This window comes from Algoriphagus sp. 4150, from assembly GCF_031457395.1.
GTDB lineage: Bacteria > Bacteroidota > Bacteroidia > Cytophagales > Cyclobacteriaceae > Algoriphagus.
In genome coordinates, this window is sequence record NZ_JAVDWS010000001.1 from 231,934 (window position 1) to 255,515 (window position 23,582).

General features: G+C 40.8%; 21 protein-coding genes. 16 read left to right on the top strand and 5 right to left on the bottom strand.

Annotated elements, in window-relative coordinates; genetic code table 11:
• The 6 genes from J2X69_RS00990 to J2X69_RS01015 are packed head-to-tail and all read left to right on the top strand — an operon-like array spanning position 1 to position 3,803.
• Positions 1-357, top strand: coding sequence for a Na+/H+ antiporter subunit C (locus J2X69_RS00990; RefSeq protein ID WP_310097026.1), 357 nt, complete (start codon positions 1-3; stop codon positions 355-357).
• Positions 350-1,873, top strand: a complete 1,524-nt coding sequence (locus tag J2X69_RS00995) for a proton-conducting transporter membrane subunit (RefSeq protein WP_310097029.1) — start codon at positions 350-352, stop codon at positions 1,871-1,873. Before J2X69_RS00990 ends, J2X69_RS00995 begins: the two co-directional genes overlap by 8 nt.
• Positions 1,870-2,349, top strand: a complete 480-nt coding sequence (locus tag J2X69_RS01000) for a Na+/H+ antiporter subunit E (RefSeq protein WP_310097033.1) — start codon at positions 1,870-1,872, stop codon at positions 2,347-2,349. Before J2X69_RS00995 ends, J2X69_RS01000 begins: the two co-directional genes overlap by 4 nt.
• On the top strand, positions 2,346-2,621 hold the full coding sequence (locus J2X69_RS01005; protein WP_310097036.1) for a cation:proton antiporter: 276 nt from the start codon (positions 2,346-2,348) through the stop codon (positions 2,619-2,621). The genes J2X69_RS01000 and J2X69_RS01005 overlap by 4 nt, the downstream gene beginning before the upstream one ends.
• On the top strand, positions 2,614-3,003 hold the full coding sequence (gene mnhG, locus J2X69_RS01010; protein ID WP_310097038.1) for a monovalent cation/H(+) antiporter subunit G: 390 nt from the start codon (positions 2,614-2,616) through the stop codon (positions 3,001-3,003). Before J2X69_RS01005 ends, mnhG begins: the two co-directional genes overlap by 8 nt.
• 2 nt (positions 3,004-3,005) lie before the next feature.
• Entirely contained in the window at positions 3,006-3,803 is a 798-nt protein-coding gene (locus tag J2X69_RS01015; protein WP_310097041.1) for a hypothetical protein, read from the top strand.
• A gap of 397 nt (positions 3,804-4,200) precedes the next feature.
• On the opposite strand, the gene J2X69_RS01020 is transcribed toward J2X69_RS01015, so the two are convergent.
• Positions 4,201-4,905: a sugar transferase gene (locus tag J2X69_RS01020; RefSeq protein WP_310097043.1), complete on the bottom strand. Its 705-nt coding sequence runs from the start codon at positions 4,903-4,905 to the stop codon at positions 4,201-4,203.
• Positions 4,906-5,425: 520 nt separating this feature from the next.
• Between J2X69_RS01020 and J2X69_RS01025 the strand changes: the two genes are divergently transcribed.
• Positions 5,426-8,749: a PAS domain S-box protein gene (locus J2X69_RS01025; protein ID WP_310097046.1), complete on the top strand. Its 3,324-nt coding sequence runs from the start codon at positions 5,426-5,428 to the stop codon at positions 8,747-8,749.
• A 214-nt stretch (positions 8,750-8,963) separates the two neighbouring features.
• Here the strand turns inward: J2X69_RS01025 and J2X69_RS01030 are convergent, their stop codons facing one another.
• Complete coding sequence (locus J2X69_RS01030) at positions 8,964-9,359, bottom strand: response regulator (RefSeq protein ID WP_310097048.1); 396 nt, start codon at positions 9,357-9,359, stop codon at positions 8,964-8,966.
• Between the two features lie 1,218 nt (positions 9,360-10,577).
• Between J2X69_RS01030 and J2X69_RS01035 the strand changes: the two genes are divergently transcribed.
• Positions 10,578-11,180, top strand: a complete 603-nt coding sequence (locus tag J2X69_RS01035) for a hypothetical protein (protein ID WP_310097051.1) — start codon at positions 10,578-10,580, stop codon at positions 11,178-11,180.
• Between the two features lie 99 nt (positions 11,181-11,279).
• Here the strand turns inward: J2X69_RS01035 and J2X69_RS01040 are convergent, their stop codons facing one another.
• Complete coding sequence (locus J2X69_RS01040; protein ID WP_310097054.1) at positions 11,280-11,993, bottom strand: response regulator; 714 nt, start codon at positions 11,991-11,993, stop codon at positions 11,280-11,282.
• Between the two features lie 970 nt (positions 11,994-12,963).
• Here J2X69_RS01040 and J2X69_RS01045 point away from each other — a divergent pair.
• The 6 genes from J2X69_RS01045 to J2X69_RS01070 all read left to right on the top strand — a co-directional run bounded on the left by J2X69_RS01045 (position 12,964) and on the right by J2X69_RS01070 (position 20,011).
• Positions 12,964-14,340 (top strand): OmpA family protein, encoded by a 1,377-nt coding sequence (locus J2X69_RS01045; RefSeq protein WP_310097057.1) that lies wholly within the window; start codon positions 12,964-12,966, stop codon positions 14,338-14,340.
• A 297-nt stretch (positions 14,341-14,637) separates the two neighbouring features.
• Positions 14,638-15,051 (top strand): response regulator, encoded by a 414-nt coding sequence (locus tag J2X69_RS01050; protein ID WP_310097060.1) that lies wholly within the window; start codon positions 14,638-14,640, stop codon positions 15,049-15,051.
• Positions 15,052-15,115: 64 nt separating this feature from the next.
• Positions 15,116-15,673, top strand: a complete 558-nt coding sequence (locus tag J2X69_RS01055) for a hypothetical protein (protein ID WP_310097063.1) — start codon at positions 15,116-15,118, stop codon at positions 15,671-15,673.
• A 394-nt stretch (positions 15,674-16,067) separates the two neighbouring features.
• Entirely contained in the window at positions 16,068-16,874 is an 807-nt protein-coding gene (locus J2X69_RS01060) for a polysaccharide biosynthesis/export family protein (RefSeq protein ID WP_310097066.1), read from the top strand.
• A gap of 9 nt (positions 16,875-16,883) precedes the next feature.
• On the top strand, positions 16,884-19,337 hold the full coding sequence (locus tag J2X69_RS01065) for a polysaccharide biosynthesis tyrosine autokinase (RefSeq protein ID WP_310097069.1): 2,454 nt from the start codon (positions 16,884-16,886) through the stop codon (positions 19,335-19,337).
• Positions 19,338-19,537: 200 nt separating this feature from the next.
• Positions 19,538-20,011 (top strand): hypothetical protein, encoded by a 474-nt coding sequence (locus J2X69_RS01070; RefSeq protein ID WP_310097072.1) that lies wholly within the window; start codon positions 19,538-19,540, stop codon positions 20,009-20,011.
• A 265-nt stretch (positions 20,012-20,276) separates the two neighbouring features.
• Here the strand turns inward: J2X69_RS01070 and J2X69_RS01075 are convergent, their stop codons facing one another.
• Complete coding sequence (locus J2X69_RS01075; protein ID WP_310097075.1) at positions 20,277-21,308, bottom strand: AraC family transcriptional regulator; 1,032 nt, start codon at positions 21,306-21,308, stop codon at positions 20,277-20,279.
• Positions 21,309-21,690: 382 nt separating this feature from the next.
• Positions 21,691-22,026: a hypothetical protein gene (locus tag J2X69_RS01080; protein ID WP_310097078.1), complete on the bottom strand. Its 336-nt coding sequence runs from the start codon at positions 22,024-22,026 to the stop codon at positions 21,691-21,693.
• A 441-nt stretch (positions 22,027-22,467) separates the two neighbouring features.
• Here J2X69_RS01080 and J2X69_RS01085 point away from each other — a divergent pair, with 441 nt between their 5' ends.
• Both J2X69_RS01085 and J2X69_RS01090 read left to right on the top strand, forming a co-directional pair.
• Positions 22,468-23,199: a DUF2071 domain-containing protein gene (locus J2X69_RS01085; RefSeq protein ID WP_310097081.1), complete on the top strand. Its 732-nt coding sequence runs from the start codon at positions 22,468-22,470 to the stop codon at positions 23,197-23,199.
• 63 nt (positions 23,200-23,262) lie between these two features.
• On the top strand, positions 23,263-23,475 hold the full coding sequence (locus tag J2X69_RS01090) for a VOC family protein (RefSeq protein ID WP_310097084.1): 213 nt from the start codon (positions 23,263-23,265) through the stop codon (positions 23,473-23,475).
• Positions 23,476-23,582: the final 107 nt, after the last annotated feature.

The following is a 23,582-nucleotide window of genomic DNA, read 5'->3' on the forward strand; positions in this document are numbered from 1 at the left end:
ATGGAATTACTACTCGTTATTTTGATAGGTTTGCTGTACGCATCGGGAATTTACATGATGCTGAGGAGGAGTATGGTCAAGCTGATTATAGGGCTGATTCTACTTGGTAATGGTGCCAACATGCTTATTTTTTTATTGGGAAGGATTGTCAAAGGGAAGCCACCGATTATCGATTCCGCCTCCAAGATGCTGACCGAAGTCTATGCAGACCCTGTCCCTCAGGCATTGATACTGACAGCCATTGTGATCAGCTTCGGACTGCAATCCTTTGCCATCATATTGGTCAAGCGTGCCTACAAAATCACCAAGACAGATGATTTGGATGAATTGAATACTACTGACGAAGTTTATGAATAACCCTTACATAGTTTTACCTGTAATATTCCAGCTTTTCTCAGCGATCCTGCTGATGTTTTTCTGGTTTAGGGTAAATACGCAACGATTAATTTCGATTATATGTAGCCTTATCTCCGTTGGCATCGCAGGATGGCTGCTCCGGGAAGTCCTTCAGCACGGAATACTTACCATGCAGGCGGGGGAATGGCAGGCGCCCTTCGGAATTACTTTTGTGGCTGATGCCTTTAGTGCCACCATGGTATTGTTGACGGCCATTTCCGGTATGGCTGTGACGGTCTTTTCCACGGGTGCTATCCGAAATGCCCGTCTGAAATTTGGATATTTTCCCATACTTAATTTTCTCTTGATGGGGCTGAACGGAGCTTTTCTTACAGGAGACATTTTTAACCTATATGTATGGTTTGAGATTATCATCATTGCTTCATTTGTTTTGATTACGATAGGAGGGGAGAAGGCTCAAATCGAAGGAGCTATCAAATATGTGACAATGAACTTGCTGGCTTCGGCGATTTTCCTTACTGCTATTGCGATTCTCTATGGGATGGCCGGTAGTTTGAATATGGCGGATCTTTCCGGGCAGGTGGCGCAGATAGAAAACAGAGGGCTGGTCAATGTAGTGGCAATTTTATTCTTGGTAGGTTTTGGCATCAAGTCAGCTATTTTCCCACTTTACTTCTGGCTTCCTGCTTCCTACCATACCCCGCCACCGGCGATATCAGCGATTTTCGGCGGTCTATTGACCAAAGTAGGCGTTTATGCTCTGCTGAGAATCTTTACTCTGATCTTTATACCGGACGAGTTCTTGGGTACATTGCTGGTAATCATCGCGGCATTGACCATTTTGTCAGGTGGGCTGGGAGCTATATTACAGGTGAATCTGCGAAAAATCTTCTCCTATTTGATCGTGTGCCATATTGGTTTTATGATCGCAGGATTGGGGATATATACCGAACTTGCCATCGTAGGGGTAATATTCTATCTTATACATGATATTATAGTCAAGACCAATCTTTTCCTCGTATCGGGCTTAATCTTCAAACTCAAGGGAACGCTGAACATCATGAAACTCGGTGGCCTGTATAAAAAATATCCGGTGTTTTCCCTCTTGATGGCTATTCCTTTATTTTCACTGGTGGGTATTCCTCCGCTTTCCGGATTTTGGGGGAAGCTCTTTCTGATTCAAAGCGGATACGCCGAGGGGCAGATTATCCTGATAGGTTTTATTCTGCTGGGGAGTTTTTTGACACTTTGGGTGGCGGGGAAAATTTGGACAGAAGTTTTCTGGAAAGACGCTGTTGATCTTCCCAAGAAGATGAACGTAAAGTATTACAGAGAACTGAAGCCATTCAAGCAACGTGCCATGGTAATTCCGATTGTCTTATTGGCCGGAGTATCCTTGTATATTGGATTTGGGGCAGAACATATCATTTTGCTGAGCAAGCAAATCGCTGCTGAACTAATGGAGCCTACAGCCTACATAGAGGCAGTGTTGGGATCAAAATCAATCACACCATGATCAAGACCAAATTTCTGAGCAATCTTCTTCTTTCGTTGGTGTGGATAGCAATCACCGGTGCGTTCACTTTTGAAAATTTCGTTTTCGGCTTTGCCGTGAGCTTTTTCTTGTTGTGGATCACAGCCACTGACAGGAGGGACAACAAGTATTTCAACAGGATTCCCAAGTTGATCAGTTTTGTGTTGTTTTTTCTGTATGAACTGGTCAAAGCCAATATAGAGGTGGCTTATGACGTAGTCACGCCCAAGCATTACATGAAACCCGGGATAGTGAAGATTCCACTGGATGCCCGTACTGATCTGGAAATCACTTTGTTGGCTAATCTTATTTCTCTTACACCGGGCACGTTGAGTCTGGATGTCTCGGATGACAGAAAAGTGCTGTATGTACATGCCATGTATGTGAAGGACAGAGAGGGTTTTGTGACGGGTATCAAAAACGGTTTTGAAAAACGATTACTAGAGATAACCAGATGAGCGTTTACGACTATTTATATTTTATTATCCTGCCTGTATTGGCTATATCGATCTTTATTATTTTCATCAGATTTTTGATGGGACCGACACTCCCTGACCGGGTTATAGCACTTGACTTGCTGCTGACCACCGGCATAGGGATTATAGCGGTATACAGTGTGACTACCAATCAGCCTGCGTTTCTCGATATAGCCATGATCATGGCTTTGATTGCTTTCCTGGGGACGGTGGCATTTGCCTATTATTTAGAAAAACGGAAAAGAAATGACTGAAATCATAGTAATCGTACTCAGCTCACTGGGAGCACTTTTCATCTTGTTGGCAGCCGTTGGAATCGTCAAAATGCCTGACCTGTACCTTCGAATCTCTGTTACTACCAAGGCCGCGACGCTGGGGATAGGCTTGATTTTATTGGCTGCGGGGATTTACTTTTCAGACATTGCTATTCTTGCCAGGGTAATCGCAATCATTGTTTTTATGCTGCTCACGGCTCCGGTAGGTGCGCATATGATCGGAAGGGCATCCTATTTTACGGGAGTGAAAATGTGGCATAAATCCACTATTGACGAACTCGAAGGTCAGTATGATCAGAAGTCCCACAAATTGAAAAGCGGGGAGGACAATGTGACAGAGAAAGAAGTTACCGACCGTTGAATTTGAAAACTGTAATACTCCCTTTTGTCATCTTATTCATTATAGGATGCAAGCAACAGCCGAATAAAGGAGAAAATGTATCTAATTCTAAAACGGAAATAGTTCGGACTAAAAAGGTTCCTGATTATATTGTTGATTGGGCCAATGCCATAAACAACAGTGACATTCACACTATAGAAAAGAATTACGCTTCTAATGCCATTAAGATTGTTTCTGAAGATGGCATAATTGAAAGTTCATTACAGATAGCTAAATATTACGAAATTGAAAGGGAGAAAATTACCTCAATTGAATCATTATTTAATGTGGAGGCTAGCAAAGACAAACGCATTAATTATGAATTAATCAGATATGAAACCGAGGGTCTGAAAGAATACGTACAGATTGTAATTTGGAGATTAGAAAATGGACAGGCAATCAGAGAATTTGAATTTACTGAAAGAAGTGGTCCAGAAGCGGTGAAAGTTGATACAAATGCGATAGCTGACAGAAGAAAATTATGGATTGACCTTTGTAACGCTAATAACTCTGAAAATCTAGTTAAACAGCTCTATAGTCCCAATACCATTTATTTCAATCACAAGCCAATAGTAAAAGGACTGGAGAATTTGATTAAGGAATATGATTATATGAATAATAATTATACTTTAAACTTACAGCCAATGAAATTGGAAGTGGTAAATGCGAATGTTGCCTATGAAATCGGACAATGCAGTGGAAGTTATAATGGGAAATATATCCTTGTCTGGCAAAGACAATCTGACGGAAATTGGAAAATCCATATTGATTCGAATATTTGATAGTGTTAAATGACAAATATTCGGTTTAGAAAAGAAAGAATATCTATACAAAATATCGGGAGAAAGAGATTTTGGGGTGGAGTTTCTACCGGACTAATTTCAGCAATTTCTATTTCATTGTTTTTCAATGTAAGAATCAAAATCTAATCTTGAAAGGGTGCCATTTTCTATAGTAGGACAGAGAGTAATTGTAGTGCTTAAAATCGGACTCTGATCCTACTCCAATTACGGGTCGGCGGAAGACGAAATAGCGAGAAGGAAGATATGGGGGTAGTGGAAGTACCCCGTCAAAAAAAGGTGGGGAAGCGCGATAGCCTCTTTTTCTGATGCTTCTTGCCTATAAACAAGAAAGGGAAGCCTCTGCCTCCCTTTCTTGTTTTATAGAATAGATTATTGCTCAAAAAGCATTTTCATGCCCTGTGATAATCGATTTGGCTGTCATTGCTATGATCTTAATATCCAATTTCGGGTTCCAGGTTTTGATATAGTACATATCCAGTTTGTAGCGAAAATAGATGGAATTTGAAGCATTAGTTTCTCCTCTATAGCCTCTAGCTTGTGCAAGTCCTGTGATTCCCGGCTTTACCAGATGTCTATTTTTGAACCCCTCGATTTCTTGGGAATGAGCATCATTTTGCACCAAAATATGTGGTCGGGGACCTACTATGGACATATTACCATAAATCACATTAAGAATCTGAGGTAGTTCGTCCAAACTCGTCTTTCTAAGAATCCTTCCAACTCTGGTTATCCTTGGGTCATTTTTGGTAGCCATCTTAACATGGGCTTCATCGTTGACCACCATGGACCTGAATTTGTAGCAATTGAACCTGGAATTGTAGATGCCTTCTCTTTCCTGCTTAAAAAATACAGGGCCTGGGGAATCCAATTTGATCAAGAGAGCAATTATTGGAAACAACCACCAGCCAATCACCAGCATGAAACCAATTGAACAAAATAAATCGAGAAACCTTTTAAAGGTTAGATTTATCCAATGCATCTCTTCTGATACAATTGATTCATTCTGTTCATTGAATAGATCGTTGGACTCTACGTATAATTCGCTAGGCCCAAATTTTTGGAGTAAATAATTTGTTGTCATAAGCTTTGAATCTCTGTTCGTAAAAAATATCGTCAATAAATTACTTTGGGCGCAATAAAGATCGTGATTTATTGTTGATTATGCAATAGATCGTCTGATATTTTTGTCATTGTATAATGTGATTGCCTAAACTTTAGTGACTAGCTACCAAAAGGCTCTTCCGAGGCATCCACTCCTTAATGGTCTTTTGCTATAGATCTCAACGTATATTGTGTTACGTTCAGCTTCACTTAATTTTAAGGCAAACCAAAAGGGGAATAAATGATGTTTTTGTTTGGAGGCTAGAGAGGCAGATTAGTCTGGGTAATTGAAAATCCGCTAACCTGCGAGCGCTCCTCTGCATGCTGCCTCATGAATCTTTATCGATGCAAATCGGCAGGATAATCTGTATTATCGCTAGGAAAGCAGCTAATTAGCAAACTAAATTATCACGAATAAACTACCTTGGAATAAAATGTGAATTCTTCGTAAGCTGTTGTAAGGTTGTTGTTTTTTAAGTCATTAATAATCTTGTTTTTATATGGTTGATTCGGATGCTGTTATTTCTGCTACCAGTAGAGCTTTTACCCTTCTTCATGAATCCAATAACTTACAGGAAGCTTTGCAGGGAGTTCTCAGGGAGCTCGGGCAGCAATGTGGGTTGGATTGTGCTTTTATAATCAGGAATCTTCACTCGGGCAGACAGATGTCCTATGAATTTGAATGGTCTAAGAATGGGGAGTCTTGCTATTTAAATAAGAATGGATCAAAGCCTCAGGTTTGGGAAAATAGTGAGGCTATGGATAAGATCCTTGGTGAGGGCTATATTCATTTTCCGTCAGTGGATTCTGACAACGGAATAATACCTGAAATCCCGAAAATCAATCAAGCGAATTCTTGCCTGCTCATCCCAATTTACTCGTTCAATGAACTCTGGGGAATATTGGGACTTGAAGACGGCGGCTTTCCTGTATTTACACCTAGTTCTATAGCACTATTGAAAAATTTTGCAGGGAGTTTGGGTTCGGTAATATATGGGGTGGAAAACCGGAGAAATTATCTGGAATGTAAGAAAAATTATCAGCGGATCATTGAGAACATTCGCGATGTTGTGTTTACCCTTGATTACAGCTTTAATCTGATTTCATTGAATGGAGGATGGGAGAGATTGTCCGGTTATGACAGTAGAGAATCCCTTGGGCAATCTGTTTTTTTGTTTGTTGAACGCACGTACAAGGATTATTTTGTAAAGGAACTCGAAGGCCTTGCCAATGCCGTGACACAGGAGGTATCAATAGACCTACCTCTAATTACTTCTACCAATGCGTTGCGGTGGGTACGAATCACTGCTAAGCGCTTAGTCGAAAAAGAAGGGGAATTATTTGGGACTATTCTAGATATTCATCAGAATATGATGAGCGTAGATAAACTCAGAGAAAGTCACTCGGCCTTCAAATCGCTTTTCAATACAGTGGAGGATGTTTTGTACATAAGGGATCCCAAAACCAAGACTTACAGCATTATGTCTGAGAAGATCTCCAGATTAGGATTAAGCCAGAAGAAATTCATTGATAATTCTTCTTATTGGTTGGAAATTGTTCATCCCGATGACAGGAGAGAGGTAGAAGAATGTGTTAGGGAATCTTGGAATTCGGGGAATCTCGATTTGGAATATAGAGTAATAAATGGACATGGGGTAACGCTTTGGGTAGAAAATAAAGCATGGATGGAATATGATCCCTCGGGCAGGCCTTTTCGCTTGCATGGTCGCTATTCAGATATCACCACAGTCAAAACAAAAGAACTGGAGTTGATAGAAAGCGAAGAAAGGTTCAAAGCGATCTCCGAAAACCTTCCGTTTCCCTTAATCATGTGCACACCTGACAAAATGGAGGTATTGTATATCAATGAGTTCTTTTTGTCTATGATCTCCCAGAGCAGTTCTTCTATCAGAAGTGATTTCGATATTGATGATTATGTATTCCATCCGGATCCATCCATTTCAGTGAGAAGTTATATTCAAAATGCGGTTGAAATTGATAATTTGGAGGTACTTGTCCATGAGGAAGATGGGGATAATTGGTATAGTCTGTCCTCACAGAAGCTTCCCTACAAAGGGGGATTTGTGCTGACGATTATCCTGTACAATATCCATAAACGTAAGTTGGCAGAACTGGAAAGGATTCGTCTTGAAGAAGTACTGCATGCATTGGACCAGACACAGATTAGTTTTTCCATGGAGGTAGAGGTAAGAGAAACGTATACCAAGCTGTTGTCCACCCTTATTTTTTTTACAAAGAGCGAATATGGGTTTCTTGGAGAGGTACTGTACGACGATACCGGTAAGCCTTATCTTCGATCCAATGCAATAAGAAATACTGAATGCAGTCCGGATGTACAGCGTTTTATAGACCTGCATTCAGAGAAGGGGTTCATATTCAGGGGGCTGGATAATTTAATCGGGAAGGTGTTATTGTCTGGCAAATCATTGATATCAAACCACTTGGATGAGGGGCGTCTCTCGCATGCCAATCTTCCTTCCGGACATCCAATATTGAAGAGATTTCTGGGCATACCTATTTACAAAGGGGAAAGGTTTATAGGCATGGTAGGGCTGGCTAATAAAGAAAAAATGTACTCTCAGGAAGATATTGATTTCTTGCAGCCATTTATGTCCAGCTATGCCAATCTTATAAGCTTAGTCAATGAGAACAAACAGCGGATCAAGGCGGAAAGTCTCCATCAGGAATCCGAAAATCTCTACAAGATACTTTCAGATAATGTGGATGATATTGTTTCCTTACACGATTTGGAGTTGAAGACACTATATGTTTCTCCTTCCGTCGAGCGAGTGACCGGATTCTTGCCCAAAGTTTTATTGGGTAAGAATTTTTTCGAATACGTTAATTACAGTCTGGAGCCGCAAACGGACTTTGAGAAATACCCGAAATTTGTAATCCCTATCAACCACATGGTGTCCGGAAAGACAATCCGGATAGAGATGATTTGGAAACCGCTCTATAATGAACAGGGAAAGCTGTATTCTTTTTTGGCCACATCAAGGGATGTCACAGACAGAGAGTCTATTTTGGTCAAATTAAAAGAAACACTGGATAAAGAAAAGGAACTCAACCAGCTCAAATCCAGGTTTATTGCCATGACTTCACATGAATTCAGAACTCCCCTGGCCACTATTTTCAGCAGTACTGATTTGCTGGAAATGATTCTTCGGCAGCTGGATGATCAGGATATCAAGAATAAGTCCCTTCGTCACATCGAAAAAATCAGTGCCCAGCTCAGCAGGCTTACACATATGGTTTCTGATGTTTTGTTAATGGAGCAGAATTCGGATGGAAGACTTAATGTCAATTTGAGTCAACTCAATTTTATCGAAATAATTTTAGAAACCTTACAGGATAGTTTTTCATTTGATGCAAACAATCCCTGTATTCTTCTGGATCTTCCCCCGCATCCTGTTTCCATAAAATCCGACCGTACCTGGCTTACATATATTATCAAGAATATCGTGGAGAATGCCTTCAAGTATTCTGTCGGAAGAGAAAAAATTCCTGAGCTTATGTTAAAACAAAAGGGAGGGAAGATTACGCTACAGGTTCAGGACTATGGTATTGGAGTGCCAAAAGCAGAACAAAAGTTTATTTTTGACCCATTTTATAGATCATCCAATGCCAGTAGTGTCAAAGGCACTGGTCTGGGACTCAGTATCGTGTACGAACTCGTGTTGAAGTTGGGAGGGAAAATAGAACTAAAAAGCAAAGAAAATCTAGGTACAGCTATAGCTATAGTATTCCCAGATGAAGCAAAGACCGCTTCTGGTAGAAATAAAACTTTTAAATCATTGTAGAAAAACCAATTGGAGATAAGATGTGTATTGTATTGAAAACGGCCGAATAAGAGGCTGGCATTACTATAGGAGCCAAATGCCGCTACATAACGTAACAGGTAGTAATTAAGTGGGGATTATAAATAATATCTACTAACATCCCCTAGAAGAGCTAGGGGTGTTTTGGCTCATAGCTTTACCTGCATGCTTACCGTTGAAATAGTGCAGTTAGCTTTCAGTCACTTAGAACACTATTAAGTTTGTCTTCCATTACGTGCCGAATTTCGTCGCGCAAACTTTCCAGAGAAAATGGCTTATAAAGGTATTGGTCAAAACAGTGCCCATGCAACTTATCCTCCGAAATTAAATCAAAGGAAGAGATTGCGATTACAGGAAGCTGGCGTGTTGGTTCGTTTTCCCTTAGCATTTTTAGAAATTGATAGCCATTCATATAAGGCATTTCCAAATCTGTTACAATCAGATCAGGAAGATTGTTGACTTTGATTTGATCTATGGCATCTATGCCATTACTGGCTGCCTGAACATGATATCCGTTAATTTCCAAATATCTCTGAAGCATTAGACGGTTGATCATATTGTCTTCTACAACAAGTATTTTCTTCTTTTTCATCTGTTTATAATTTGATTTTCAAAGGTCATATGGAATCTCGCACGGCGAATAATCATCCCTCTCCCGAAGCAAGTTCGGGACAAGTTGTGTGTTCCCGTAGGTACGGGATCATAGCTGTGTGCTTCAGGCAGGCTCGATTTCATTAGGAATATAGGTTTGAGTGTATGATCTTTTTGGCCTTATCGTTGAGATTCCTGTATTGGGTGGCCGAGCAGTTGTTTAGGAAGCTTTTCAATACAGTAAATGGGGGAACTATGGACTTTTTAGCCCTAATCTGATTATGTAATGGCATAAAAAATAGTCTAACCCAGCTATTCATCTCTTCAAGGATCGGTTTGTACCTGATTGATGGAATAATAAAATAGGCCTACAATTCTCGGATTAAAGCTGAATCTTTGGGTTTTTACGAAAAAATTATACTCGTTAAAACAATCAGTTCAGAATAAAAGAGTGTCGACCTAGGTTACTTGGGGGTATAAAATCAGTTTGATAAGTTGAATTTACCGCATATTTTTTTGATTACAACTTCTAATAGAGCATTTTTTTTATAAAAGTCTTTTTTTTTAAACCACTATGAACACAGAGATTTTCACAGTGGTCACAGTTTGGAAATAACATTCCGGTAAAGTCCAAGTTTGCCACCTTGAGTATTGAAAATTGGAGAATATGATTATCCGCAATGATACCGGTAGCGATGTTTCCTTCGGTTTAATGGCGCCCTGCCTCGTAGATAAGCAGGGATGACCCGCCATCGCGAGGCAGGCTGAGGTCGGATGACCGAAGTGACCTTAATGATAGAGTTTACCAAATAATCCGAAATTCTCACTGTCGCAAATTGGTTTAGGGTAGCAAGAATGTTGGGGTGCTTTCTTGATTTTCCATCAAGGAAGAATTAAAATCCACATAAGTAATTTCTGCTTCAAATTGATAGAAATATCTAGTTGTCAGCTTTTTCAGCCAGCTGGCTAATGAATTTCTGTCAAGACCCTCACTTTATTTACAAACACATCCAAAAACTACAATTTTATCTTTCCGCATGGGTTAATTCCTTGGGATTTTGATTGTTTTGATACTGGATTAGATGTGTTCCTCAGCGGAATCTTTTAATCATAAGTATGTGATAAATAAATCATTGCTATTTTTTTGTAAGAAGAAATCCAGAAAAGTGAAAGTGCAACGTTCCCGGGTAAAATAACTAATGAGTTTATAATTAGAATTATGATTAACTACTTTAGAAAAATGTTGACCGGTTACAAGCGGTCATTGAGACTAATAGATGGGGAGGCTGTCACATTTTATTATGTAGGACAGATGGTGCGTTTTAGCCCGGTTTCCATGTTAAGAGAATTGGTGTTGAAAAAGGAGATGAATAGCTTTGTAAGCAATAGGGTAGAACTGGATGCCTCACAAGTACTGGCGAAAATATGGCCCAAGAAGGGACAGCTGACACCGAGAACCAAGGTAAAAATGAACTGTGGTGATTCGCAGCTGAAGGTGTACAGATATGCCGCAAAAGTGGATCAGGTGAATGTCAGCCACTATGAATTTTACATAAATAAAGAGCTTGCCGGAATTTTCAATAGAAAATACGACTACGGTAGAAGTTTCACTTCTACGGTAAGCCAATTGCGGCCGGAATTACATCCTCTTCAGGTAAAAATTGACGAAAAATACCTTCTCCGTGATGGAAGTTCAGGTTCGCAAGTGATTATTGAATTTTTTGGACATACGCAGGTATGGATGATATTTAAAGAAGCAGAATTGCAGCAACTGGTAAGTCACTGGGATTTAAAGCTTAAGCAAAAGCAAAAAGAACCTTAGTCTTTAAAATTGGTTCCCATTAAAAAAGGAGTGTCTTATAAAAAGTGGAATCAAGAGTATTCTTAAATTTCTGTAAACTGGATCCTATTTAGTTGGTCATCAAGGTAAACGTTGCTTGTGATCGATGATTATCCCTTTCAATTCTTGGTAGTACCCTCTTCGGATGGGGATGACATGGTTTTCAATCACAAGTTCTTTTGAGTTTATAGAAGTGACATGGGAAATGTTTATTATGTAAGATTTGTGTACACGCACAAATCTCTCTCCCGGCAAGCGGCTTACCACATCTTTCAAAATATCCCGCATAATGTATTGCTTGGCCTTTGTAAGTACCTTAGTGTATAGACCGTCTGCTTTGAGAATCAAAATATCATCCTCCTGCACAGAGACCGTGTATCCTTTGTCACGGATTTGGAGGGTATGTTTTCTGGGGTTTTTGGATTTAGCTTCGAAAGATTTGAAAGCCAAAAAAATACTTGATCTTAGCCGCTCTTTTGAGAAAGGCTTAAGGATATAACCTTCGTTGGGTACATTCGCTACCCGTTCGAGGAAATCCAAGTCGGAATAAGCAGTGATAAAAACAGTGGGAATATCTATCGATTTTCTGATTTGTCGAGTTAATTCTATTCCGTCTACAGGTCCATCCAACATGATGTCCATCAAGATTAAATCAGGGGTTTCATTTTTCAAATATTCCAAGACATCCCCTGAATTATTTAAAGTATGGACGGTTTCATATCCCAAATGCTCAAGAATATCTTCCATATTTTCCGCTAACTCTACCTCATTTTCTACGATTAGAATTCGTTTCATTTATTTTGCTGAATTTGATGAATATCCGAAGGTGTAAGTGCCAATGTACACAGGACAGGCCTTGACTTATTTTTTTTGGAGATTTTGCAAAGAAAGTATAAACCAAAGTAGCTTAGCCATAAGCCATATTTATATGAAGACCTTCTGTGCGGTAAATATATTAAGGAATTGCTAATCCAAATTTTATTAATTCTGAATAACGTTAATTACAAGTACTGTTTGTTTACAATTACCAACATTTCATCTGTTTATAATTGTTTTTTAGCGGTCATATGGAATCTCGCAAGGTTATAATCATCCCAGTGTGTGACGTTCTCGTCATGCTCGATTTCATCAATTGAATATGCATTCGCTTTCTTGTTGCGTTCTGGTTAAAAAAGGAAATGATTATTGAGGGCATCGTCCGAGGGCCAACGGAACGTAGACGATTTTCGCATTTAGAATTACCTTCACTAAACCGTTGATATTTTGATTAAAGCTAAATACTTCTGTTTAAATAATTAATAATCAGATAATTATTAATTTTTATCTAGGTTTGAGACTAATTTTTTGTGAAAACGGAAGGAGTTCCTGATAATAATAATTATTAGTTATATCCGTTGTTATAAACTGTATGTCGTACGATAAATTTTCTTTTAATTTACAAATAGCAACAATAGGTTTATTTTTTGTATAGGTAGGGTTCTTCCTGTTTTTTTACCATATTTTTCCAGTTTACTTTATATAAAGTTTCCAGCGGTCTTTATCCCATTTAGAGGATTGAAATTATAAGTTTTTGTCTGGTTTTAAACTGCATACAATAGCCCGAAATTACTCTGTTTTCTTTGTCCCTTGAAGGGTTGATTTGAGTCATGTTGGAAGATTGAGACCTAATTTCCACTTCTGCACAATTAAGGTTTTGTCAGCGGTATCAGACATTTAGGTCTAGTTCTTCCATAGTAATCTATTTCAGGATCATGTTTTCCACTTTATGAAATCCTTTTCACTTGGTTTTTTTCTATTAGGGTTAATGCCTGTTTTTCACTGCTACTCGAGTGAAGCAGTGAAAGGTAGAGAATCCGGACTAGACACAATACATAACGCAGAGGTTGATTGGAAATTTGATCCTTTAAAAAGATCTTACTCCTTCTATATGGAAATGGATGGTTCCTTTGCTATGCCTGCTGATGGCCCCACAGGATCATTTACTCAGTCTGAAGCTACGTCTGATTGTTTAGGATATTTACTTGAATCCTCCATCGTAGATTTAGGAATTCCAAAGACAAGGGATATCTTGCTGATTAAGAGAAAGGAAAAGCAGGACAGGATAAAGATACTCGTACTGGATAGAGCGAGTGGAGATCCTATCCCCCGCATACAAATACATTTAAAAGGCCATAAGACAGGGGATTACACGGGTTTTTCCACAAACGGAAAGGGAGAAATTGACATGCTTTTGCCTTCGGCAGACTCCTTGATGGACATCACCGTATCCGCCTCAGGATACCTTGGCCTCAAAGAATGTGCTATACCCGTGTGGAATAAAACCAATGTGGAGATTAGCCTGCAGCCACTTGAACTGAATACCCCTTTGATTCTAGATCCTGTCAATTTTCAAAATAAAGGGAGAGATTTGCTGACCTCAACTTGTGAAGCTCTTGACAACCTTGCCGATCAGCTGTCTTTAAATCCTGATTTGCAAATAAATTTGAAATCTCATGTTGCCTCCAGACGGAGTTTTTACTATAATCAGCGGATCTCTGAACGACACTCAAGAGCAGTGGTTGCTTATTTGATGGAAAAAGGAGTCGAAGGTGACCGAATCAATTCGATTTCTTATGGTAAATCGTATCCCTTAATTGAATGTGGAGGTTCCTGTTCTGAGGATGAATATAAAACTAACAGCAGGATGGAGGTGACCTTTTTTAGGGGGGATTTCCGGTATGAGCCATATTCCTATCCCCGGTTCGATATTGAAGGAGAGGTAGTGGTGGATTCAGGAGCTAACATCACTGTCATTGGACCAACTCCCTGGCCTATAGCACCGGACATGTATAAAGTGAAAATCACAAATGCTGATTCACATAAAGCCGGTCAGATCATAAACGTTGGAAGTGAGGTTTCCCCTTTTTATTATCTGGTAGCGGGTAGTTTTGGGGATCTGCAATTAGCCTATTCTTTGGCTAACTATTTTCGGAGAAATTATACCGGAGAGGTTTATCTGATACCTCCTTCAGAGGGCCAAAGCAGATTTTTGGTAGCCTTGGATAGGTATGACAATCTGGAAGAAGCAGCAAAAGGGATGCGGGAGTTTAGGCGAAAAATTCATAATGATAACCTTTGGATCTTCTATAGCGATCATCTTTGACGAATTCTATACTTGTGAGAGGCATCGTGAGACGTATTGCCCCAAAGCAAATGGGGATTTTTTTATTGTTTGCGACCTTTGGTGAAAATGCAGTTTTTAAAGCTCTACTTTCAATCTAGAAATATATGGAGTTGCCGATTTGATAAATACAATAGGTTGTGAATCCGCAGCAGGAGCATGGATCAAAAACAGTGGACTATTGACCACCACCAATGAACTTGATAATCAAAATGGAAGTACTTCCGATGCTTGAATGTGGTATCGATAATAGATCCTTTCGTTAAAAAAAATATATAAATGGAATTTAACCTATCCGAAATTTTGATAATAGATGACGATGAGGTGGTGAAAATAGTTGAAACCAGACATTTGCGTAAAATGGATTTTTTTAAACCAATCTTTTGGTTTAAAAATGGACTTGAAGGTCTTATGTTTATCAAATCGAGGCCTATACAGGATCATGATAGAAAGCAAAGTCTTATTCTGCTTGATATTGAAATGCCTGTGATGGACTGCTGGGCATTTCTCTGGGAGTTCGAACAGCTCGATGCCGATATTAGGTCCTTTTATAGAATTATAGTGCGTACCAGCTCAGATAATCCCGATGATAGAGAAAGGATTCTGGAGATTGATTCAGTCAGGGAGTTTTTGTATAAGCCATTAAATCCGGGATTGATTTTAGAGGTTTTTGAAAAGCATGGGTTCGTCTGAACCCATTCGTTTACAATAAAAAGCGTTTACTGGCTCAGGTTTTCTTTTTTCTCCATATTCCCACATGGAAAATAATGTATATATCCAGCCTGATAGGACGGTTAAAACTATTGAGGGAATTGAGGTGGAATTTTTCCATACTGGAGAAGGTGTTACTTTCAATCCCTTTACCGTGGTAGAGGATTTTATCACAACCTTTTATGGTATGGAAGGAAAAGATAGGGTTCTACAGCCATTCCCGAAGGATGTGATTCCAAGATTCAGGCAATTTTTCTTTGCATCAGTAGGAAGGGTTGAATGCATTGCCGGTTTTACCCAAGGACATGTTGCCTATGAATCCCATCTTTTCATTGGAGAACTTGCCTCAGCTCCTGTTTTACGGGTTAATTATTATAAAGAAGGAATATTGTTATTCGAGCACTTTAAGTACTTGGGGCATTCCATACAATATGAGCAGTTTGTACAACAGTTTGCCTATCTCTCCGAATTACGGTTGCCACGATCCAATGAAAATATTCTTGTTCAAAATCATATGGGAGAAACCTTTATGATTGTAAGGGGCAGTAAACTGCAGATTTGGCTTATTAAAAGCTGGCAAGCCCTTATGGATATACTTTACTGATTAAGTAGTCGTCTGCTCAATAAGTTGTTTTATGGTACTGATTAATTCCCTTTTCTCTGAAAAGGGAATTTCTACTTTTCCCTCTCTCAAGATTTCCGGAAAAGTTGCTTATGCCATTTGGTAAGTTAAAAGCGGGCAAGGTAGTCTGATGGGGATTACTTAAGACAATAATAAAATGGTGTGTTTTAAGATTCTTTCAGTAAATGAGGCAAGTTATATGAATTACATATTTTCCTTATGAGTCTGTATCCTGCACGGAAAGATTCCCTTTTCCTCCTAGGAGAAGGGGGACATCCATCTTTATTCGAACCTAAATTCTTGATCCATTCCATCTACGTGGATCAAGCCATCCCTAACCAATAAAATGCTATTTGCTAAGCAAACCAATCCTCTTATGTTTCCTTTGAAAAGGCTGTTATTTTTCCTCTTATTACTCACTATTTCCAGCTGCATCTCGAATGAGAAGATCATCTATCTACAAAACCAGGACGGCAACGCGGGTATAGCGGACGGGGAACTGATCACGTACAAAATCCCTGAGTACAGGCTTCAGTACAACGACATCATCGACGTGAACGTGCAGACGGTGGATGACATGGCGCAGTTCGGTTTCAACAACAGGCCCCCCCAGGTGAACGCGCAGATGGGAAACGTCTCCTCGCAAAGCGGGGGTGACATTTACTACATGACGGGATATACCGTGGACGAGAAGGGCAACGTGCGTCTTCCGATAGTGGGGGAGGTGTATGTGCGCAACAAGACCCTGGACGAGGCAAGGGTTGACATCGAGCAGAGGCTGCGGGGTTTTGTGAAATCCGAACTGTATGTGAAGGTGAAGCTGGGCGGTGTGCGTTATTCCGCGTTGGGAGAATTCAAAAGACCGGGAAAGTACGTTGTACTTCAGGACCGGATGACGATTTTTGAGGCGATAGCGAATGCGGGGGATCTGACCACGGTGGCGAAGCGGAGCGACGTTCTGCTGATCAGACAGTATCCCGAGGGTACAAAACTCCACCGGATAGATCTGCTGGACAGGCAGATTGTGGAATCCCCGTTTTACTTTATCCAGCCCAACGACCAGCTGTATGTGGAACCGATGAAGGTGCGGGAAGCGGGTACGGGAGAGAACACCGCGCAGTCCCTGGCCCTGATTTTTTCCGGCATTTCGGCAATGGCGCTGATCCTGAATTTAATTAAATAAGCTTATTATATGTACCCAAATACCCCCAATCCTTCGAATTCCGGGCAGAATCCCTTCACGGTGCAGAAGGAAGACGAAATAGATCTTAAAGTAGTAGTTTTCAATTACCTGCAGTACTGGCTGCTGATCGCGGCGTGCATGTTTGTGGGTGTGGTCGGCGCCTTTCTGTTCAACAGGTATGCGACGAGTATCTTCAGGGTGGAGTCCAGTATCCTTGTGGAAGATGAGGAGCCTGCCCTTGGTATGGACCTTTTCCAGTCCGGCGGTCTGGGAATGCTCAAGGGGAAGAGCAACATAGAGAACGAGATCGGGATCCTGAAGTCCTATACGCTTGCCGAAGAGGCCGTGTCGGCACTGAATCTGAACGTACAGTATTACAGGGAGAACTTCATCACGACCTCGCAGATCTATGAGAAACTTCCGGTGATGGTGTCGGTGGACTGGAAGCAGCCGCAGCTGGTTGGCGGCAGGTTCAGGCTGGAAGTGATCAACGGGGAATCGTTTGAACTGAGTGTTGAAGACGATGAATTCAGGATCTACAATCCCCATGACCCCTACTACAAGATCCTTCCCGAAGAATCGGTTTCTCTGGGCAAATCGGTATACAGCTTCGGCCAGGAGATTAAGGGAGACAATTTTTCGTTTACAGTCAACCAGATAGCCTCCCTTCCCGGGGATGTGGTGCTGTTCACGCTGGTGGACACTCCCTCACTGGCGCTGAAATACCGTGAACAGCTGATTGTTGCCCCGATCAACAAGCAGTCCTCGATCCTGTCGCTGAGCCTGGAGACTCCCGTCAGGAGACTTGGCGAGGAATACGTCAACAAGCTGATGGAGATGTATCTGGAGCGTGAACTGAACGAGAAGAACCGTGCTGCGGAGAACACGGTAAAATTCATAAACGAGCAGCTGTCGGGGATTTCGGATTCGCTGAGATTTTCGGAGAACAAACTGCAGCAGTACCGTACGGAGAACAAGATTTTCAACCTGTCGGAAGAGGGGTCGGTGATTTTTGATAGGATGCAGAAACTGGAGACGGAGAAGGGACAGGCGGAGATAAGGCTGAAATACTACCAGACGCTGCGCGGTTACCTGGTGAACGACCATGCGGGCAGTGACATGGTGACCCCGTCGGTGATGGGGGTTACGGATCCGCTGCTGAATTCGCTGGTCCAGGTGTACAGCGAGCTTCAGGCCGAGCAGGTGAGGCTGTCGGCGAATTTCACCGAGCAGGCTCCCGCGGTGAGGGAAAACGCTGCCAGGATCCAGAATATCAGGAAGCAGCTTCAGGAGAACGTAAGTTCTGCTATCGGGAACACGCAGAACGTGATCACGGATCTGATCAGCCAGATCAGGATGCTTGACACGGATGTGAACTCGCTGCCTGAGACCGAGCGGAACCTGCTGGGTATCCAGCGCCAGTTTAGCATCAACGAGAACATCTACATCTACCTTCTGGAAAAGAAGGCGGAGGCGGAGATCACCAAAGCGGCGAACATGCCGAAGAACAGTATCCTTGACTTTGCCAAATCGGGACAGATTCCTGTGGCTCCCAAGCGTACGCTGAACCTGCTGATCGGGCTGGTTTTGGGACTGATAGTTCCGATAGGCTTTATTACGGTGCGGGACTTCCTCAACACCAAAATCGAAGATCCGAAAGAACTGGAAAACCAGATCAAAGTGCCTTTGATCGGAATGATCGGAAGGAACAATTCGGATGATGCCATTCCGGTGTTGAACAACCCGCGCTCAACAGTCACGGAGTCTTTCAGATCCTTGAGGGCTGATATGTCCTATCTGAGTCCGCACCGGGATAATCTGACCATACTCTTTACTTCCTCGATCTCGGGAGAGGGAAAGACCTTCGTGTCTATCAACGTGGCGTCTGTGTATGCCCTGATGGGCAAGAAAACGATCCTGATAGGATTGGATTTGAGAAAGCCGAAGATTGCGGAGGATTTCGGTTTGGCAAACGACAGGGGGATGAGTACCTGTCTCAGCACGGACATCCCGTGGCAGGAAGTGGTGAAACCCACCGGACACAAGGACATGGACGTGATTCTTTCGGGGCCTATTCCCCCCAATCCGGCAGAACTGCTTTTGCAGGATAAGTTCGGTGAAATAGTGAAGGAACTTAAGGCTGCCTACGATGTGGTAATCTTTGACTGTCCCCCTGTGGGACTGGTTTCTGAGACCAAAGAGCTGTTCGGGTTTGCCGATATCAGCTTCTTCGTGTTCCGTCAGGGATATTCCATGAAGGGCAATACCCGAATATTGAACAATCTGGTGGAAAAGGGGGGAGTGTCCAAGATCTACGGGATCCTCAATGATGTCCATATAGACAAAGGCTACGGGTACGGGTACGGGTACGGCTATGGTTACGGCTATGGCAACAATTCCTATGGCTACCATGAAGAGGTGCAGTTGCCGTGGTGGAAACGTGCATTAAAAGGCAAGAAATAGGAACATAGATAAAGGATTAGAGAGTGGGTAAATAGTAAGTAAGCTGAATTTTTGTGGTTATAAAATAGCACTTAACTAGGTTGCTGTCAAGTGCTTTCCACAATCGGGTTTTATTCCGTTATTAATTGACCCTAAATCGATAAAGATTTGCCTGTAAAGCCCGTAATATGCGTCTCCGCTTAAAATACGGTGTTTTTTACATGACCTTTAATAAAGAAGAAAATAGAATGGCCAGTGTGTTTGTAGTTTTTTCTGGGGAATATCTCTTGATGGGAGTCAATTCCAAGCAGTTAGAAGGAACTTTGCCTGTGTTTAGAATCGAAGGTGTGTTTAGCAGTTCGGAAAAATGTGATGAGTGGATCAAGTCGCATACTTATGACAAACCTTATTCACTTTTGAGTTATCTGGAACTTCCTTTTGATCCGGGATTTGGGCAAAAGGAAAATGAGATGCAGGTTTTTAGTGTTCGTATGAACAAGAATTTGCAGATTAACGAAATCAGCTTGGGAGAAGTGATTGCGATTCCGGAGGATAAACTTTTTAATTATGAAGTGGGTGAAAATGGGGATATTGTTGGCAGTTTTTGGGCAAGAGATTTTATTGATGCATGTAAGCTAGCCTACATCCGTGTGTCAGAATGCATGCAAAAAAATGGCAGTCAGAGTGATTTTTAAAAATTCACTAGATTCCCAACCTTGTCGGTATCGTCCTATTGTGAACTTGCACTTACTGAAAAACCGTTCGTATGAAAAATGGGTTAACCATTCAAAATGATAACTTTTGATCTATTACCGGCGTTTTTCAGCATGCCCTAAATAAGTATCCGTGGCAGCTGCACAATCTGTATGGACGCAGGGCATGCTAACAAAATTCATGAACTTAGGCTTCTTTTACGGATATGAAAATTCAATTTAGACCGGCTTTCGTATGAGCAAGCAATCAGTTATTTCCCCGATTCTTTCTGTGCTCTTTTCTATAATTTGAGGGAGTGTTATGGTACATTTTTTTAAATAACTCCGTAAAGTAACTTTGACTGCTGAACCCTACTTTATCTTTTATTTCTTGTATACTATCATTGGTGTTTATCAGCAGATCTTGGGCAAGGCTCAATCTCAATGATTGCAGATATTCATTGGCACTTTTTCCGAAGAAATGCCTAAACCCACTTTGAAATTTTTTAGAACTTAGTCCTACTCTCTGGGCAACTGAGTTCAGAGAGTTTAAGGAATCAAGTTCCAACTTCATAATTTCCACGGCTTCTTTTATCGCATGTGCTTCTGATTTTCGAAGAATCTTTGTTTCAGAATTGTCATCAGAATCATCGTCATACTGAATAAGTTGCTGTACCAACATCCGATAGGATTGACTTTCCAAGTATAATATTTTAACGAGATGATCATAGTTTTGTGATTTCATTTCATCAAAAATCTCCCCCAAAACCAAACTGTAAAGGCCATTGTAATAAAAGGAATTGGAGGCTTGTTCATCTTCGAAAATCTGCCTTAGGTTTGGTTTGGTTTTTTCCAGTTCACAGGATATTCTCGCTTTGAATTTGCATCGGTCTATCTCGAGGCTGTAGATTTCGGTGAAAACGTCTTTCTTGAAATGTAGAACATGACCATTATGTCCCTTGCTCGCAACTATGATGTTCTGATATCGCTGAAGGGAATGTTGTTGCTCATCTTGTTCGAAATGGTGTAAGAGATTTCCTTCCAGACAAAAAAGAAATTTTAAGGGGTGGGTCTGGTTTACGGTAAAGCTTATTTCCATATCCGTATGGAATGTGCATTTGTATATCAAAAGGCCCAAGCCTCCATCAAAATTTATCCCTTTGATGCTCCCTTCTCCCCAAGCGGCAGGTATCTCGACTATGTACTCGCCGCAATCATGTCTATAGTTTGTTTTTAAGCCATTGGCTATATCAGCAATTACCTCCTTCAGCGGCAGGGATTGTACTTCAAGTTTATTCATTTTGTTTCTAAAGTAAGGCTGTCAAATAAAGATGGATTGGCATGGTAATTCCTAAGTCTCAGCAGTGAGGTCAGATATCTGAATTTTCTTGAGAGATACCTAAGTGGTTTGTGATTTTTAGGCGATGCTAACCTTTTACTATGAAGAATAGGGTTATTAGTGATTGATATAAATCGGGGAATAAATAATCCAATCCTGTTCTGATGACCGCGGTGTAGATTTTTTTGGCTAAGATCAGACATGATTCCAATAGATGCATTCATGAGGATATCCATAAAAAAAACCAACTAGTTTGATGCAATTGTTCTACAGTTTGAGAATAATAATTCTTTAAATGCGAAAGGTACCCATAATGAATTCAGGTGTTTAATCTAGCACTAATCTACTTTTGCTCCTTCTCTTTTGTTCTTTGAAGGTATTCAACCAACTTGCCAAATTTCCCTGTCACAGATCGGGAATACACTTTTTTGTGTTTTCCCGATTTCAGTTCTAGATTTAAAGCATAAATTCTTCCTAGCCTCCAATAATTGGCCCGCTGAAGCTTCCAGTTGCTAATGTCTGCATTCAAGTCTATTACATCTTCTTTTAAAGGATGCTTTATAATGAGTTTGTTGTTGTCTTGGCTTATGTTGTGGCCGATTTTGGAATTCAGCATAAGCACTCCTACCAGGAGCAAGAGGATGATTACTGAAATAAGAAGTATTGTTAAATAATTCATTATTAGTTATTTATATGTTTTTACAGCATCTGCCAATAGCGCAAACTACAGGAACGTCCACTTCGGTCTTCTGACCTCTAAAGCAAAAGAATTAAGAGGTTTTCCACTAAGCTGATGCGCTTGCTTATAAATAAATTTCCAATAATGATGCCGCTGTTGGGCTGGGTATGTCACCTGAGACAGTAAAAACAGTGAGTTTGCCAATAGCTAAATGTGAAATAACTATAACTTTGAGGTTGAATGGGAGCGGCTGGCTAATAACATGAAGACCGATTCACTAACCCTGTGCTCGAGAAATTTGACCTCTTGGTTTAGATAGGAAAAGGTACAAGATCGACTCCTGTATCCGTTATGCCCAATAGAATCTGTATGACATTCTTGGAGGGTTGTTTTTTGACCGAATGTGGATACATATTTAAATCATTATAGCCGATTGCAGGATTGAGAATCAGAGAAATATTAAATACGACCGAACATCGACCTTGGAAATTACCTGATGAAAACTGGAAATTTTACCAAGAATGGAATGACGCTATATTTCTGCATTGGCAAGTAGATTTGGAAGACTTAAGAGAATTTGTTCCACAAGAACTGGAAATCGATCTCTTTGAAGGGAAGCCGTGGGTGTCCGTGGTTGCTTTTACAATGGAAAAGATAAGACCAAAAAATCTTCCGGCCTTTTCTCCTGTTTCTAACTTTCAGGAAATTAATATTCGGACGTATGTGAAATCAAATGGCAAAACAGGTGTCTATTTTTTAAGCATAGAAGGTGGCTCAAAATTGTCCTGTAAAATAGCAAAAGGGGTTTCTGAACTTCCTTATCGTTTTTCGACAATCAAAAGGAGTGAAAATCTCTATGAATCTTCCAATTCAGAATTTGGCGACAAGCTGAAAATTGAATATGAACACGGAAGGGAAGAAGTACCGACAACTGAGTTGGACAAATGGCTGATCGAGAGGTATGCACTATTTCAAGACACCAAAAAATCAATAAATGAATTTGAGATTCATCATTTACCATGGACGGTGCATGAATTGAAAATAAAGTTTTTAGAAGTGAGTTATCCCAGATTTAGTCGACTTCTCAAAGGCGGGCCACACCGAATCTGCTATTCTAAGGGGGTGCAAGTGATAGCCTGGGGAAAGAAGAAAAATGAAAGAGGTAACTACTGATGCTGACTTTTTGATATCTCCAATCGAGCAGGGGAATAGTACATCTGAAGAAACCCATCTGGAATGACTGTCAATTATGGAAACAATATGCACATCAACCTTGAACCCGAATCAAGGGAAGAGGCAAAACGCCTCTTTGATGAACTTTCAGCCGATGGGGAAATTGAAATGCCTCTGCAGGATATGTTTTGGGGTGCATACTATGGGAGTTTTAAAGACAAGTATGGGATCAACTGGATGGTGAATTACCAAAGGCTTGATGTAGGTGAGGGATAAGCCTTCATACTATGTAGGTCCGTAGCGGGGTCACTTCGAAATCTGCTACGGGCATTAGTAGGTAATTGCAGCAGTTTCCAATTCTTTTGAGGGATAGGCTTAATTTG

Bases quoted from the DNA above. Each gene is read 5' to 3' on its own strand.
- J2X69_RS00990 (WP_310097026.1), top strand. From the start codon at position 1: ATGGAATTACTACTCGTTATTTTGATAGGTTTGCTGTACGCATCGGGA.
- J2X69_RS00995 (WP_310097029.1), top strand. From the start codon at position 350: ATGAATAACCCTTACATAGTTTTACCTGTAATATTCCAGCTTTTCTCA.
- J2X69_RS01000 (WP_310097033.1), top strand. From the start codon at position 1,870: ATGATCAAGACCAAATTTCTGAGCAATCTTCTTCTTTCGTTGGTGTGG.
- J2X69_RS01005 (WP_310097036.1), top strand. From the start codon at position 2,346: ATGAGCGTTTACGACTATTTATATTTTATTATCCTGCCTGTATTGGCT.
- mnhG (WP_310097038.1), top strand. From the start codon at position 2,614: ATGACTGAAATCATAGTAATCGTACTCAGCTCACTGGGAGCACTTTTC.
- J2X69_RS01020 (WP_310097043.1), bottom strand. From the start codon at position 4,905: ATGACAACAAATTATTTACTCCAAAAATTTGGGCCTAGCGAATTATAC.
- J2X69_RS01025 (WP_310097046.1), top strand. From the start codon at position 5,426: ATGGTTGATTCGGATGCTGTTATTTCTGCTACCAGTAGAGCTTTTACC.
- J2X69_RS01030 (WP_310097048.1), bottom strand. From the start codon at position 9,359: ATGAAAAAGAAGAAAATACTTGTTGTAGAAGACAATATGATCAACCGT.
- J2X69_RS01035 (WP_310097051.1), top strand. From the start codon at position 10,578: ATGATTAACTACTTTAGAAAAATGTTGACCGGTTACAAGCGGTCATTG.
- J2X69_RS01040 (WP_310097054.1), bottom strand. From the start codon at position 11,993: ATGAAACGAATTCTAATCGTAGAAAATGAGGTAGAGTTAGCGGAAAAT.
- J2X69_RS01045 (WP_310097057.1), top strand. From the start codon at position 12,964: ATGAAATCCTTTTCACTTGGTTTTTTTCTATTAGGGTTAATGCCTGTT.
- J2X69_RS01050 (WP_310097060.1), top strand. From the start codon at position 14,638: ATGGAATTTAACCTATCCGAAATTTTGATAATAGATGACGATGAGGTG.
- J2X69_RS01055 (WP_310097063.1), top strand. From the start codon at position 15,116: ATGGAAAATAATGTATATATCCAGCCTGATAGGACGGTTAAAACTATT.
- J2X69_RS01060 (WP_310097066.1), top strand. From the start codon at position 16,068: ATGTTTCCTTTGAAAAGGCTGTTATTTTTCCTCTTATTACTCACTATT.
- J2X69_RS01065 (WP_310097069.1), top strand. From the start codon at position 16,884: ATGTACCCAAATACCCCCAATCCTTCGAATTCCGGGCAGAATCCCTTC.
- J2X69_RS01070 (WP_310097072.1), top strand. From the start codon at position 19,538: ATGACCTTTAATAAAGAAGAAAATAGAATGGCCAGTGTGTTTGTAGTT.
- J2X69_RS01075 (WP_310097075.1), bottom strand. From the start codon at position 21,308: ATGAATAAACTTGAAGTACAATCCCTGCCGCTGAAGGAGGTAATTGCT.
- J2X69_RS01080 (WP_310097078.1), bottom strand. From the start codon at position 22,026: ATGAATTATTTAACAATACTTCTTATTTCAGTAATCATCCTCTTGCTC.
- J2X69_RS01090 (WP_310097084.1), top strand. From the start codon at position 23,263: ATGACTGTCAATTATGGAAACAATATGCACATCAACCTTGAACCCGAA.